General features: G+C 72.7%; 13 protein-coding genes and 3 tRNA genes. 13 read left to right on the top strand and 3 right to left on the bottom strand.

Annotation, left to right across the window (positions count from 1 at the left end):
* Nucleotides 1–123: 123 nt before the first annotated feature.
* The 4 genes from ACXET9_RS06510 to ACXET9_RS06495 all read left to right on the top strand — a co-directional run bounded on the left by ACXET9_RS06510 (nucleotide 124) and on the right by ACXET9_RS06495 (nucleotide 1,415).
* A tRNA-Gln gene (locus ACXET9_RS06510) sits at nucleotides 124–195 on the top strand.
* Between the two features lie 33 nt (nucleotides 196–228).
* A tRNA-Glu gene (locus ACXET9_RS06505) sits at nucleotides 229–301 on the top strand.
* Nucleotides 302–329: 28 nt separating this feature from the next.
* A tRNA-Glu gene (locus ACXET9_RS06500) sits at nucleotides 330–402 on the top strand.
* Nucleotides 403–599: 197 nt separating this feature from the next.
* Nucleotides 600–1,415, top strand: coding sequence for a universal stress protein (locus ACXET9_RS06495; RefSeq protein WP_457885679.1), 816 nt, complete (start codon nucleotides 600–602; stop codon nucleotides 1,413–1,415).
* A gap of 90 nt (nucleotides 1,416–1,505) precedes the next feature.
* Here the strand turns inward: ACXET9_RS06495 and ACXET9_RS06490 are convergent, their stop codons facing one another.
* Nucleotides 1,506–2,243: an IclR family transcriptional regulator gene (locus tag ACXET9_RS06490; protein WP_457885678.1), complete on the bottom strand. Its 738-nt coding sequence runs from the start codon at nucleotides 2,241–2,243 to the stop codon at nucleotides 1,506–1,508.
* Nucleotides 2,244–2,411: 168 nt separating this feature from the next.
* On the opposite strand from ACXET9_RS06490, the gene leuC reads away from it, so the two are divergent.
* From leuC to ACXET9_RS06455, 7 genes are all read left to right on the top strand, one after another.
* Complete coding sequence (gene leuC / locus ACXET9_RS06485) at nucleotides 2,412–3,842, top strand: 3-isopropylmalate dehydratase large subunit (RefSeq protein ID WP_457885677.1); 1,431 nt, start codon at nucleotides 2,412–2,414, stop codon at nucleotides 3,840–3,842.
* Between the two features lie 43 nt (nucleotides 3,843–3,885).
* Entirely contained in the window at nucleotides 3,886–4,500 is a 615-nt protein-coding gene (gene leuD, locus ACXET9_RS06480) for a 3-isopropylmalate dehydratase small subunit (protein ID WP_457885676.1), read from the top strand.
* Between the two features lie 143 nt (nucleotides 4,501–4,643).
* Nucleotides 4,644–5,960: a UDP-N-acetylglucosamine 1-carboxyvinyltransferase gene (gene murA / locus ACXET9_RS06475; RefSeq protein ID WP_457885675.1), complete on the top strand. Its 1,317-nt coding sequence runs from the start codon at nucleotides 4,644–4,646 to the stop codon at nucleotides 5,958–5,960.
* A 7-nt stretch (nucleotides 5,961–5,967) separates the two neighbouring features.
* Nucleotides 5,968–6,687: a hypothetical protein gene (locus ACXET9_RS06470; RefSeq protein ID WP_457885674.1), complete on the top strand. Its 720-nt coding sequence runs from the start codon at nucleotides 5,968–5,970 to the stop codon at nucleotides 6,685–6,687.
* Complete coding sequence (locus ACXET9_RS06465) at nucleotides 6,687–7,577, top strand: lysophospholipid acyltransferase family protein (RefSeq protein ID WP_457885673.1); 891 nt, start codon at nucleotides 6,687–6,689, stop codon at nucleotides 7,575–7,577. The genes ACXET9_RS06470 and ACXET9_RS06465 overlap by 1 nt, the downstream gene beginning before the upstream one ends.
* Nucleotides 7,574–8,590 (top strand): NAD(P)H-dependent glycerol-3-phosphate dehydrogenase, encoded by a 1,017-nt coding sequence (locus ACXET9_RS06460; RefSeq protein ID WP_457885672.1) that lies wholly within the window; start codon nucleotides 7,574–7,576, stop codon nucleotides 8,588–8,590. Before ACXET9_RS06465 ends, ACXET9_RS06460 begins: the two co-directional genes overlap by 4 nt.
* 14 nt (nucleotides 8,591–8,604) lie before the next feature.
* Nucleotides 8,605–9,723 (top strand): D-alanine--D-alanine ligase family protein, encoded by a 1,119-nt coding sequence (locus ACXET9_RS06455; protein WP_457885671.1) that lies wholly within the window; start codon nucleotides 8,605–8,607, stop codon nucleotides 9,721–9,723.
* Between the two features lie 58 nt (nucleotides 9,724–9,781).
* On the opposite strand, the gene ACXET9_RS06450 is transcribed toward ACXET9_RS06455, so the two are convergent.
* Nucleotides 9,782–10,273: a DUF3515 family protein gene (locus ACXET9_RS06450; RefSeq protein WP_457885670.1), complete on the bottom strand. Its 492-nt coding sequence runs from the start codon at nucleotides 10,271–10,273 to the stop codon at nucleotides 9,782–9,784.
* 99 nt (nucleotides 10,274–10,372) lie between these two features.
* Here ACXET9_RS06450 and thiL point away from each other — a divergent pair, with 99 nt between their 5' ends.
* Both thiL and ACXET9_RS06440 read left to right on the top strand, forming a co-directional pair.
* Complete coding sequence (gene thiL / locus ACXET9_RS06445) at nucleotides 10,373–11,470, top strand: thiamine-phosphate kinase (RefSeq protein ID WP_457885669.1); 1,098 nt, start codon at nucleotides 10,373–10,375, stop codon at nucleotides 11,468–11,470.
* Nucleotides 11,471–11,629: 159 nt separating this feature from the next.
* Entirely contained in the window at nucleotides 11,630–12,709 is a 1,080-nt protein-coding gene (locus ACXET9_RS06440; RefSeq protein WP_457885668.1) for an NAD(P)-dependent alcohol dehydrogenase, read from the top strand.
* A gap of 43 nt (nucleotides 12,710–12,752) precedes the next feature.
* On the opposite strand, the gene ACXET9_RS06435 is transcribed toward ACXET9_RS06440, so the two are convergent.
* Nucleotides 12,753–13,166, bottom strand: coding sequence for a Type 1 glutamine amidotransferase-like domain-containing protein (locus ACXET9_RS06435; protein ID WP_457885667.1), 414 nt, complete (start codon nucleotides 13,164–13,166; stop codon nucleotides 12,753–12,755).
* Nucleotides 13,167–13,253 lie beyond the last annotated feature (87 nt).

Here is a 13,253-nt window from a genome sequence, read left to right as displayed (position 1 = left end):
TTTGTGCGGGCGCCGCGCAGCGGGTAATGTTCTATCTCGTTGCGGCACGGAAGTGCGAGACGGAAAGGCCTCGAAGCCATCGGGGATTGGACCGGATCGATCGTAAGAAGTGCTCGCTCACCATGGGGTATGGTGTAATTGGCAACACAACGGTTTCTGGTACCGTCATTCTAGGTTCGAGTCCTGGTACCCCAGCGCTGAAGGGTTCTTCGGAATCTGACAGTCCGCGCCCCGTTCGTCTAGCGGCCTAGGACGTCGCCCTCTCACGGCGGTAACACCGGTTCAAATCCGGTACGGGGTACGACGCAGGACCCTCGGGTCCTGCGGAAGCCCCGTTCGTCTAGCGGCCTAGGACGTCGCCCTCTCACGGCGGTAACACCGGTTCAAATCCGGTACGGGGTACGGACAGGAGCCGGTGCACATGTGCACCGGCTCCTTTCGTCATGCCCGGGATGCCCACGGCGACCTCGGGGCATCCTCGCGTCGGCCTCGCACCGTCCTCGCGCTGCCCGCGTGCCGCCGGCGTGCTGTCCATGCGCCGCGCCCGAGCTGCTCCGAAGTCCTGCTCGGGAGAGCGCGCCGCAGAGTATCATCGCGATATGACGCCCCTCACACAGCCCAGGATCACAGTCGGTGTCTTCGACGCCGAGGAGTCCGACCATGCCGTGCGATGGGGTGCACGTCACGCCCATCAGGTCGGCGGCACCCTCCACCTCGTCCACGCGTTCGTCTGGACCGAGCTCGACGTGAACACCGATCCCATCCCCGGCCTGACCGGCTCCGGGATCCGCACCGCCGCGAACGGCCTGATGAAGGACGCCGCCGCGATCGCGCGGGCCGAGCATGAGGATCTCGAGATCACCTCGCAGATCATCGACGGCAATGCGGTGCCGGTGCTCGTGGAGGTGAGCGAGGAGTCCGATGTCATCGTCGTCGGGGGCCGCGGGCTCGGCCGCCTGCTCACGCTGATCGTCGGCTCCAAGAGCCTCGCCCTCGCGGCCCGGTCGCACTGCCCGGTGGTGGTCGTGCGCGGCGCCGTCGACGCCGACGGCCCCATCGGCCTGGTCCATCACGAGACCGCGCTCGAGCACGTCCAGCGCGCCGGCGATCTCGCGGCCGCCTACGGCCGTCGGATCTCCGTGGTCGTGCGCGCGACGACCACCCCGGAGCAGGCGGAGGAGATCCTCGCCGACATCCGCGGCCGGCTCGGCACCACGCACCCGCAGGTCTACGTGGAGGGCGTGCGCATCGCCGCGGGCGGCAGCGCTCGCGAGCTGGTCCGGGCCAGCCAGGACGCGAGCATCATGGTCGTCGCGGGGGAGCGGTCCGCTCCCGACGCCCCTGTCCATTCCCCGCGTCAGCTCGTGACCGTGCTGCGCTACGCGAACACGCCGGTGTGGATCGAGCGCGAATGAGCGACGGGCCCGCGCGCCGACTCGGAGGCGAGTCGGCGCGCGGGCCCGTGGTCTCGGACGGCTTTCCTGCTGGTCCTCGTGCCCGTTCCCTCAGGAGCCGGCGCGGCGCAGCAGCTCGGTGAGGTGGTTGGCGCTGCTCATCACGGAGGCGGCGTGCAGGCGGCCGGGCTGACGCGTGATCCGCTCGATGGGGCCGGAGACGCTCAGCCCGGCGACCACGCGGCCGTTGGGGCCGCGCACAGGGGCGGAGACCGAGCCGACGCCGGGCTCCCGCTCGCCGATGGACTGGGCCCAGCCGCGGCGGCGGACCGCGGAGAGCTGCGTCGCGGTGAAGCGCGCACCGAGCAGGCCGCGGTGCAGCCGGTCGGGCTCCTCCCAGGCCAGCAGGATCTGCGCGGCGGAGCCCGCCTTCATGGTGAGCGCCGAGCCCAGCGGCACCGAATCCCGCAGGCCGATCGGCCGTTCGGCGGCGGCCACGCAGATGCGATGGTCGCCCTGGCGGCGGTAGAGCTGCGCGGACTCGCCGGTGTGGTCGCGCAGGGCGGCGAGCACCGGGCCGGCCGAGGCCAGCAGGCGGTCCTCGCCGGCGGCGGCGGCGAGCTCGCCGAGCCGCGGCCCCAGGATGAAGCGGCCCTGCATATCGCGGGAGACCAGATGGTGGTACTCGAGGGCGACGGCGAGGCGGTGCGCAGTGGGGCGGGCGAGCCCGGTCGACTGCACGAGCTGCGCGAGGGTGGCGGGTCCGGCTTCGAGGGCGCCCAGGACGATGGCCGCCTTGTCGAGCACGCCGACGCCGCTCCCGTTATCCTCCGACGTGGTGTTGTCCATGCTCCGATATTGCCGTCTTATTTTGTGAGACGCAAGTGCGAGCGACACAGATCCTTCCGACCATGGTCCCAGCGCCCCCATCACGGGCGCGTCTGAGGAACGAGGCCGGACCGGCGACGGGCCGGCGACGAGGAGCATCCGCACCCCGGATGCGAGGAGGTAACGATCATGGCGGGCACGCTCGCGGAGAAGGTCTGGGCGGATCATGTGGTCCGCCGCGGTGAGAACGGCGAGCCGGATCTTCTCTACATCGACCTCCAGCTCCTGCACGAGGTGACCAGCCCGCAGGCCTTCGACGGCCTGCGCCAGGAGGGTCGTGCGCCGCGCCGCATCGACCAGACGATCGCCACCGAGGACCACAACACCCCGACGATCGACATCGACAAGCCGATCGCGGACCTCACCTCGCGCACCCAGATCGACACCCTGCGCCGCAACGCCGAGGAGTTCGGCGTGCGCATCCACTCGCTGGGCGACAAGGACCAGGGCATCGTGCACGTCGTCGGCCCGCAGCTGGGTCTGACGATGCCGGGCATCACGGTCGTGTGCGGCGACTCCCACACCTCCACACACGGAGCCTTCGGCGCCCTCGCCTTCGGCATCGGCACCTCCGAGGTCGAGCACGTGCTCGCCACCCAGACGCTCCCGCTGAAGCCCTTCAAGACGATGGCCATCACCGTCGACGGCACCCTCAAGCCGGGCGTCACCGCGAAGGACATCATCCTCGCCGTCATCGCGAAGATCGGCACCGGCGGCGGCGCCGGCTACGTGCTCGAGTACCGCGGGGAGGCGATCCGGAACCTCTCCATGGAGGGCCGGATGACGATCTGCAACATGTCGATCGAGGCGGGCGCGCGCGCCGGCATGATCGCTCCCGACGAGACCACCTTCGCCTATGTCGAGGGCCGCCCCCACGCGCCGACCGGCGCGGACTGGGACGAGGCCGTCGCCTACTGGCGCACGCTGCGCTCCGACGACGACGCCACCTTCGACGCCGAGGTGCACATCGACGCCGACGCGCTCGAGCCCTTCGTCACCTGGGGCACGAACCCCGGCCAGGGCCTCCCGCTGTCGGGCTCGGTGCCCGCCCCCGAGGACTTCACCGACGACACCTCGCGCGTCGCCGCCGAGAACGCCCTGCGCTACATGGACCTGGTCCCCGGCACCCCGCTGAAGGACATCAAGGTCGACACCGTCTTCATGGGCTCGTGCACGAACGGCCGCATCGAGGACCTCCGCGCCTTCGCCTCCGTGATCGAGGGCCGCCGCAAGAACCCCGACGTCCGCGTCATGGTCGTGCCGGGCTCCGCCCGCGTGCGCCTGCAGGCCGAGCAGGAGGGCCTGGACAAGGTGTTCCTCGCGTTCGGCGCCGAGTGGCGCCAGGCCGGCTGCTCGATGTGCCTGGGCATGAACCCGGATCAGCTGAAGCCGGGCGAGCGCGCGGCCTCCACCTCGAACCGCAACTTCGAGGGACGCCAGGGCAAGGGCGGGCGCACCCACCTGGTCTCCCCGGTCGTCGCCGCGGCCACGGCCGTGCGCGGCACGCTGTCCTCGCCGTCGGACCTCGATCCGGTCGACGCCCTCACCGCGGTCGCCTGAGCGCCCCCGCGCCCGACCGCCCGCAGATCTCCAGGAGCCTCTGATGGAAGCCTTCACCACCCATACCGGCATCGGCGTCCCGCTGCGCCGCAGCAACGTCGACACCGACGCGATCATCCCCGCCGTCTACCTCAAGCGCGTCACCAAGACGGGCTTCGACGACGGCCTGTTCAACGCCTGGCGCACGAACGATCCCGAGTTCGTGCTGAACCAGCCCGCGTACGCGAAGGGCTCCGTGCTCGTCGCGGGCCCCGACTTCGGCACCGGCTCGTCCCGCGAGCACGCCGTGTGGGCGCTGCGCGACTACGGCTTCAAGGCCGTGCTGTCCTCGCGCTTCGCGGACATCTTCCGCGGCAACTCCGGCAAGCAGGGCCTCGTCGCCGGCGTCCTCGCGCAGGACGACATCGAGCAGCTCTGGAAGATCCTCGAGGAGGCGCCGGGCACCGAGGTGACCGTCGACCTCGTCGAGCGCCAGGTGCACGCGGGCGATGCGACCTTCCGCTTCGAGATCGACGACTACACCCGCTGGCGGATCATGGAGGGCCTCGACGACATCGGCCTGACCCTCCGCCACGAGGAGGACATCACCGCCTTCGAGGCGAAGCGTCCCTCCTGGATGCCCAAGACCCTGCCGGCCCGCACCGCCGACAGCAACTGAGCACCGCCGCACCTCGTGCGGCCCTCGCCTCGCGACCCGGGTCCCGGCGGACCCGGGTCGCGGTGCGTCCGGAGCCTGCTCCGGTATGGTGACCTGGTCTGAATCCGGGCGCACGGGCGTCCGGTCCCCGAAGCAAGGACACCATGACCTCGACATTCCATGTGCGCGGAGGACGGCCCCTCGACGGCGAGATCACCGTCCGCGGAGCGAAGAACCTCGTCTCGAAGGCGATGGTGGCCGCGCTGCTGGGGGAGTCGCCGAGCGTCCTGCGCTCGGTGCCGGACATCCGCGACGTGCAGATCGTCTCGCAGCTGCTGTCGATCCACGGGGTGAAGGTGGAGCGCGACGTCGTCGGCGGCACGATCCGGATGGATCCCTCGAACGTCGAGCGCGCGCACGCCACCGAGATCGACGCCCATGCGGGCAGCTCGCGCATCCCGATCCTGTTCTGCGGCCCCCTGCTGCACCGCCTCGGAGAGGCGATCATCCCCGACCTCGGCGGCTGCCGCATCGGCGACCGTCCGATCAACTACCACCTCGACGTGCTGCGCAGGTTCGGCGCCGTTGTCGACAAGCGCGAGATGGGCATCTCCATCACCGCGCCGAACGGCCTCCACGGCACCCGCATCCACCTCGAGTACCCGAGCGTCGGCGCGACCGAGCAGGTGCTGCTGACGGCGGTGCGGGCCCAGGGCATCACCGAGCTGACCAACGCCGCGGTCGAGCCGGAGATCGAGGACCTCATCGCCGTGCTGCAGAAGATGGGCGCGCTCATCACCCTGCAGACGGACCGCACGATCACGATCGAGGGCGTGGAGAGCCTCAGCGGCTACGACCACACCGCGCTGCCGGACCGCATCGAGGCCGGCTCCTGGGCGTGCGCGGCGCTCGTGACCGAGGGCTCGGTCTTCATCCGCGGCGCCCAGCAGAAGCCCATGGCGACCTTCCTGAACACCTTCCGCCGGCTCGGCGGCGGCATGGACATCACCGATGCCGGGATCCGGTTCTTCCACCCGGGCGGGCCGCTGCGCGCGGTCGCCGTGGAGACCGACGTCCATCCCGGCCTGATGACCGACTGGCAGCAGCCCCTCGTCGTGGCGCTGACCCAGGCCGACGGCATCTCCATCGTCCATGAGACGGTGTACGAGAACCGGCTGGGCTTCACCGAGGCCCTGAACGCCATGGGCGCCCGCATCCAGGTGTACCGCGAGTGCCTCGGCGGCTCGAGCTGCCGCTTCGGCCGGCGCAACTTCAACCATTCCGCCGTGATCTCGGGGCCGACGCCGCTGCGGGGCGCGGAGATCACCGTGCCCGATCTCCGCGGCGGCTTCTCCTATCTCGTCGCCGCGCTCGGCGCCGAGGGGGAGTCGACGATCCACGGCATCGACCTGATCGACCGCGGCTACGAGCTGTTCCGCGACAAGCTCACGGCGCTGGGCGCCGAGTTCTGGGAGGACTGATCCGCCGATGAGCCACGACGACACCGCGGCCGACCGCGACGACGCCTTCGCCGACCGCGACGCTCCGGCGTCGGCCGTCGGCGGAGAGCTGCTGGAGCCCGTCGCGACGGCGGGAGGGAGCTCCCGCCGCGCCGACGACGACACGACCGGCACCGGTGCGGGAGCCCGCACGGGCGAGACCGCGGCGGCGGGGACCTCCTCGCTCGCGCTGCGGGACATCCCCGTGCCCGACTACTGCGATGTGGTCATCGTGCCCACGGGCGGCGTCGACGAGCCCGACCCGCGGATCTGGGCGGAGGCGATCTTCGCCCACGAGAACACGCCGCTGGCCAAGCGCGGGATGCTGGCCCTGCGCGACGAGGCCGTGCGGCTGTTCGACATGGTGCCGCCGCCCGAGAAGGAGTACCTCGCGGACGAGGTCGTCGGCGGCGAGGCCCTCATCAAGGACGACGACGACAAGTGGCGGATGCGCATCGGCGTCGCGCTGCTGCCCGGCGGGCGGCTGCTGCAGGTGACCACGGCCGTGCAGTTCCGCTCGATCCGCGGGCGCCTGGCCTTCGCCCCGCGACGGCTCATGCACGCGTCCGCCGTGCACACCCTCGCCCGGCGTGCTCCGACGACGATCCGCCGTCGTGCGGTCGCCGCCGGACGCTCTCCGGCCCGCTCGATCGGCGGCCAGGCCGCCCGTCGGGCCCTGGGCCGCGGACGCGACGCGGTCGCCGACTGATGCGCCCTCCCGAACGGCGCGCCGGCGCCGTCATCGGCATCGCCCAGATCCCGCTGCGTCCGCTCCTGGCCCTGCTCTCGCGCCCGCGGTGGATCGGCACCGATCGCTTCCCCGCGCGCGGGGCCGCGATCGTCTGCGGGAACCACACCGGGCCGCTCGACGCCCTCGCCTACGGGCACCTGCTGCAGGCCTCGGGCATCGCGCCGCGCTTCCTCGCGAAGGAGGCGATGTTCCGGGTCCCGGTGCTGGGGACGCTCCTGCGCGCGACCGGCCAGGTCCCGGTGCATCGCGGCTCGCGGCGGGGGCAGGACGCCCTCGCGAGCGCCCGCGAGGCTCTGGGCCGCGGCGAGATGATGATGGTGTTCCCCGAGGGCACGTACACCCGCGACCCCGAGGTGTGGCCGATGCGGGGACGCCTGGGCGCCGCCCGCCTCGCCCTGGCCTCGGGCGCCCCGCTGATCCCGGTGGCCTGCTGGGGCTCGCGGGCGCTGTGGCCCGTCGGGACCTCGCTCCCGCGGCCCCGTCCGGGCCGGCGGATCACGATGCTCGTCGGCGAGCCCATCCCCGCCGAGCGGCGCGAGGGGGAGACCGAGCATGCGGCGGCGGTCCGCATCACCGCCGAGGTGATGACGGCGATCGCCGGCCAGCTCGGCGAGCTGCGCGGTCAGCGGCCGCCGCAGGTCCTCCACGATCCGGCCCGGGACGCGCTGCGCCCCGAGAACGGGCAGAGGATCTCCAAGGAGGACTACCGCTGCCTGCGGGACGCGGCCGCGGCCGCCCAGCTGCGCGCCGAGACCGTCCTCCCGGAGACCGCGAACGCGGAGACCGCCGAGAATGCGGAGACCGCCGAGAACACGGAGTACACGGAGAACGCGGAGGAGGCCCGATGAGCGCCGCCCGCCTGGCCGTCCTCGGAGCCGGCAGCTGGGGCACGACCTTCGCGCAGGTCCTCGCCGACGCGGGCGCCGAGGTCGCGCTGTGGGCCCGCCGCGAGGAGGTCGCCCGCGAGATCGACGCCGAGCACCGCAACAGCGCCTATCTGGGCGAGCACGAGCTGCCGGCAAGCATCCGTGGCACCTCCTCGGTCGCCGAGGCGGTCGCCGGCGCCGACGGGATCGTCGTGGCCGTGCCCGCGCAGTCCCTGCGCGCGACCCTCGCCTCCTGGCGGCAGGAGCCCGGGCTCGACGGCGGGCTCCCGGCGGTGCCCGTGCTCTCCCTCGTCAAGGGGATCGAACGGGGGACCGACGCCCGCATGAGCGAGGTGCTCGCCGAGGCCGGGGGAGTGCCCGCCGAGCTCGTCGGCGTGCTCTCCGGCCCGAACCTCTCGCGCGAGATCCTCGAGCGCCGCCCCTGCGCCTCGGTCGCCGCGTCTCCCTCGGAGGAGCTCGCGGAGACCTTCGCGACCTGGTGCCATGCCCCGTACCTGCGGGCATACACCTCGACCGACGTCGTCGGCGTCGAGGTGGCGGGCGCGGTGAAGAACGTGATCGCGATCGCCGTCGGCGCCGCCACCGGGCTCGGCCACGGCCACAACACGACGGCGAGCCTGATCACGCGCGGCCTCGCCGAGATCACCCGGCTCGGTGTCGCCCTCGGCGGCCGGCGCGAGACCTTCGCGGGGCTCGCCGGGATGGGCGACCTCGTCGCCACCTGCGCCTCGCCGCTCAGCCGCAACCATCGCCTGGGGCTCGCGCTCGGGCGCGGCCTCGACGTGGCCGCCGCCGCGAGCGAGGTCGGCCAGACCGCCGAGGGCGTCGCCACGGCCCGTGCGGTCGCGGACCTCGCCGACCGTCTCGGCGTGGACGTGCCGATCACCCGCGCCGTCGTCGCCGTCGTCGACCACGGGGCGAGGATCGACCAGGTCACAGCGGCCCTGCTGGCGCGATCCGTCCGTCCGGAGTGACTACGCTTCACCCTATGAGAACGACTGTCCTCCTCCTCTTCGGCGGCCGCAGCGGCGAGCACGGGATCTCCTGCGTGACCGCGGGCGGGATCCTCGGCGCGATCGATCGCGAGCGCTACGACGTCATCGCCGTGGGCATCACCCGCGAGGGCCGCTGGGTGCGCGTCTCCGACGATCCCGCTGACTGGACGCTCGCGGACGGCGAGGCCCCCGAGGTCCCCGCCGAGGGGGCCGAGGTGCTGCTGCCCGCGACCCGGAAGCGGCCGGGGGAGCAGGCGCAGCTGCGGACCGTCGACGCCGACGGCCGGATCGTCCCCCTCGCGGGGATCGACGTGGTGCTCCCGCTGCTCCACGGCCCCTACGGGGAGGACGGCACCGTCCAGGGCCAGCTCGAGATGCTCGACCTGCCCTACGTCGGCAACGGCGTCCTCGCCTCGGCGATCTGCATGGACAAGGCCGCCACGAAGCTCGCGCTGCAGGCCGCCGGCATCGCCTCGGCCGACGGGATCGTCGTGCACGAGGATCGCTGGGCCGCCGAGGCCGACGCGCTGCGCGCGGACCTCGAGGCGCGCTTCCCGCTGCCCTGGTTCGTCAAGCCCGCCCGTGCCGGATCGAGCCTCGGCGTCAGCCGCGTGGCCGCGTCGGACGAGCTCGAGCAGGCGATGAAGACCGCCTTCGCGGAGGACCCGAAGGTCCTCGTCGAGGTCGGCGTCGTCGGTCGCGAGGTCGAATGCGGCGTCCTGCAGGGTCGGGACGGCGCGGCGCCCCGCACCACCGTCCCCGGCGAGGTGCGGGTGGGCGAGGATCTCGACTTCTACGACTACGAGGCGAAGTACTTCGGCAAGGGCACCGTCGAGATCGACGTGCCCGCCGCGCTCCCGGCCGAGCAGCTCGAGGAGGTGCGCGCCGTCGCCGCCCGCGCCTTCACCGCGCTCGGCCTCGAGGGTCTCTCCCGCGTGGACACCTTCGTGACCGAGGACGGCCGCGTCATCGTCAACGAGGTCAACACCATGCCCGGCTTCACCCCGTACTCGATGTTCCCGGTGCTGTGGCAGAACATGGGCCTGGACTACACCGCGCTGATCACCGACCTGGTGGAGCAGGCCCGCACACGCCGCATCGGCTCCCGCTGACCCGTCGGCCGACGATCGCCGGCTCGCAGATCCCGCGGTCGACGGGCATCGCTACCGGTCAGCCGACGTCCTCGACGCCGACGCAGCGGGCGGTGACCGTCGTGGACGCGTCGACGAGGCCCGCCAGGTCGAGGGCCGCGGCGGAGGGCTGATCGGGGGCGACCGAGCGGGGCACCGAGATGTCGATCGCGGGGGTCCGGCCGAAGGTCGTGTAGGTCACGATGCCGTCCTCCTCCTTCACGATCCAGTCGACCTGCACGCCCGAGGAGTTCTCGAGGGTGGTGCACATGTCCGCCGTCGGCCCCGGGTCGCTCACCCCGCAGCGCAGGGCGATCGTGTCCTCGCCGGAACCCCAGGCGGCCGTCGACTGGCTGGTGGTCTCGTGGCGATCGAGGTCCAGCAGCGTGTCGGGCAGGCCGAGGACCACATCGGCGCACACCGGGTTCGCGGCATCGGGACCGGCGGGGACGGTGATCGCGCCGCAGGAGGTCAGCGCGGACAGGGCGAGGAGGCCGCCGGCGACGGCGGCGAGACGGCGGGGACGAAGCACCCGACGAGCCTACCGGGGAAGGCTGGGCGTCCTGGTGGCGGGGCGCGTCCCCGCCCCCTCGCGTCGGGACGCCCGCTCAGGATCGGGCAGACTGGGCCCATGGCCCGATCCGCGCACCTCGGGGAGGCCGGGCTGCTGGCCCGGATGCTCCCGCAGCTCCCCGTCGACCCGCGCACCGAGGTCGGTCCCGGGGACGACGCCGCCGTGGTGCGCCTCGCGTCCTCCCGGCTGGTGATCTCCACCGACTCCGTCGTCGAGGGCTACGACTTCCTGCGCACCGCGACCACCGCGCACTGGATCGGCCGCCGCATCGCCGTGCAGAACCTCGCCGACATCGCCGCCATGGGCGCCCGCCCCCAGGCTCTCGTCGTCGCGATCTCCGCGCCGCGCGCGGAGGACCCCGCGGTCTTCGCCGCGATCAGCGCCGGCTGCGCGCAGCGGGCGTCGGCCGACGGCGCGACCGTCGTCGGCGGCGACCTCGGCCGCGCCGACGCGCTCACCGCGACCGTCACCGCCGTCGGCGCGATCCCCGACGGGCAGGAGCCGATCCGTCGGTCCGGGGCGCTGCCCGGGGACGTCCTCGCGGTCGGCAGCGGGCAGCTCGGACGCTCGGCGGCCGGCCTCGCCCTCGTCCTGTCCGGACGGGTGCGGATCCCCTTCGACGGCGGTGACGCCCCCACGATCAGCATCGACGGGATGGCCGGCGGAGCGGGCCTCGCGGAGCGGGCCCGCGCCCTCGTCGCCTGGCACGACGCTCCCGATCCTGACCTCTCGCTCGGATGGACCGGGGGACGCTCCGCCCACGCGATGATCGACGTCTCCGACGGCCTCGTCCGGGACGCCGGACGGATCGCCGGGGCCAGCGAGGTCGTCATCGACCTCGACCGGTCGGCCCTCGCCGGCGATGCCACCGCGCTCGCCGATCTCGCCGGGCACCTCGGGGCGGATCCCTGGCAGTGGATCCTGCACAGCGCCGAGGAGCATGCGATGCTCGCCGCCTTCGCCCCGGACGAGGTCCCCGCGGGCTTCCGGCCCGTCGGCCGCGTGCTCGCCGCGGACCGCTCCGATGCCGCGGAGCGTGCCGACGCCGGGGACCGCGCCGATGCCTCGGCTCCCGGCGGCGTCCCGGAGGGTGCTCCGCGGGTGCTGCTCGACGGCCGGCGCATCGGAGGAGAGGGCTTCGACCACTTCGGCTGAGGCGAAGCGTTGCCGTTGCCGTTGCCGCTGCCGTTGCTGCTGCCGCTGCCGTCGCTGGGACCGGGGTCCTGCAGTGCGGGCTCGGCCCGGTCCCAGCAGGAGGGGTCTATCCTGGTCCGCGCCCATCCCCGGGCCCCTCATCTCCCCAGGAGGTTCCCCATGCCGTTCACCGCCAAGGCGCTGCAGAAGACCGGCCCCGAGGAGCCATTCCGCGTCGCCCTCATCGAGCGCCGCGACCCGCGGCCGACCGACGTCGTCATCGACATCAAGGCTGCGGGCATCTGCCACAGCGACATCCACACGATCCGCAACGAGTGGGGCGAGGCGCACTTCCCCCTCACCGTCGGCCACGAGATCGCGGGCGTCGTCTCCGCGGTCGGCTCTGAGGTCACCGACTGGAAGGTCGGCGACCGCGTGGGCGTGGGCTGCCTCGTGAACTCCTGCGGCGAGTGCGAGCAGTGCCTCGCGGGCTTCGAGAACAACTGCCTGAACGGCAGCGTCGGCACCTACAACGCGAAGGACGTCGACGGCTCGATCACCCAGGGCGGCTACGCCGAGAAGGTCACCGTCGAGCAGCGCTTCGTGTGCCGCATCCCCGACGCCCTCAGCTTCGAGCAGGCCGCCCCGCTGCTGTGCGCGGGCATCACCACCTACTCGCCCCTCAGCCGCTGGGGCGCGGGCGAGAAGAAGGCCGACGGCTCCGCCAAGAAGGTCGCCGTGCTCGGCATGGGCGGCCTCGGCCACATGGGCGTGAAGATCGCGGCGGCCATGGGCGCCGACGTCACCGTCCTGTCCCGCTCCCGCAAGAAGGAACAGCTGGCGATCGAGCTGGGCGCCTCCCGGGTGCTGGCCACCACCGAGGACGGCTTCTTCTCCGCGCATCGCGGCGAGTTCGACCTCATCCTCAACACCATCAGCGCGGACATCGACGTGGACGGCTACCTGCGTCTGCTCGCCCCGCGCGGCGTCATGGCCGTGGTGGGCCTGCCGCCGGCGCCGCAGACACTGGGCTTCGGCTCGGTCATCGGCGGCGGCAAGGCGCTCGTCGGCTCCAACATCGGCGGCATCCCCGAGACCCAGGAGATGCTCGACTTCTGCGCCGAGCACGGCTTCGGCGCCGAGATCGAGACCGTCGGCGTCCAGGAGGTCGATTCCGCCTACGACCGCGTGGTCGCCGGCGAGGTGTTCTTCCGCGCCGTGATCGACACCTCCACCTTCGCCGAGGTCGAGCCCGTCTGAGGGCAGGGTCGGGGCCTCGCCGGATCGGCGATCCCCCGCACGATCAGGTGAGCTGACGCACCGGCAGGGCGGTTTCGATCGCCCCGCCGGTCCCGTCGGTCTCGATCCGGCAGGCGGTCGCGCCCTCGACCTCGGCGACCGCCTCGATCAGCTCCGAACCGCGGAACAGCAGCCCGGCGCCGTCGTCGGTGCAGAGAGCGGTGGGGAGCTCGCCCGCGGCGACGAGGGTGCGAAGCAGCGGGCGCCGCTCCGCCTCGGAGTCCATGTGGACGCCGTTCGCGCCGGGCAGGAAGCCCAGCCCGTTCGTGACCGGTGCGAGCTCGGGGCCGAAGGAGTCGGTGACGCCGCCCTCGAACCAGCAGATCGACCCGGCGGAGATGCCGGCGAGGACCACCCCGTCCAGCCACAGCCGCCGCAGGATCGCGTCGATCCCGTGGGTGTGACTTCGTCCGCTCATTGGCGGGGATCTTCCGACGCTCGATGGCGGCCCCGTCGTTGTGGCTCCGGAGCGATGACTGCGGTACGGCGTCCCGCAAGACGATCG

It is taken from the genome of Brachybacterium netajii (SeqCode), assembly GCF_054114245.1.
The sequence above is the reverse complement of the archived record's forward strand: the minus strand, read 5'-3'. Positions and strand labels throughout refer to the sequence as shown.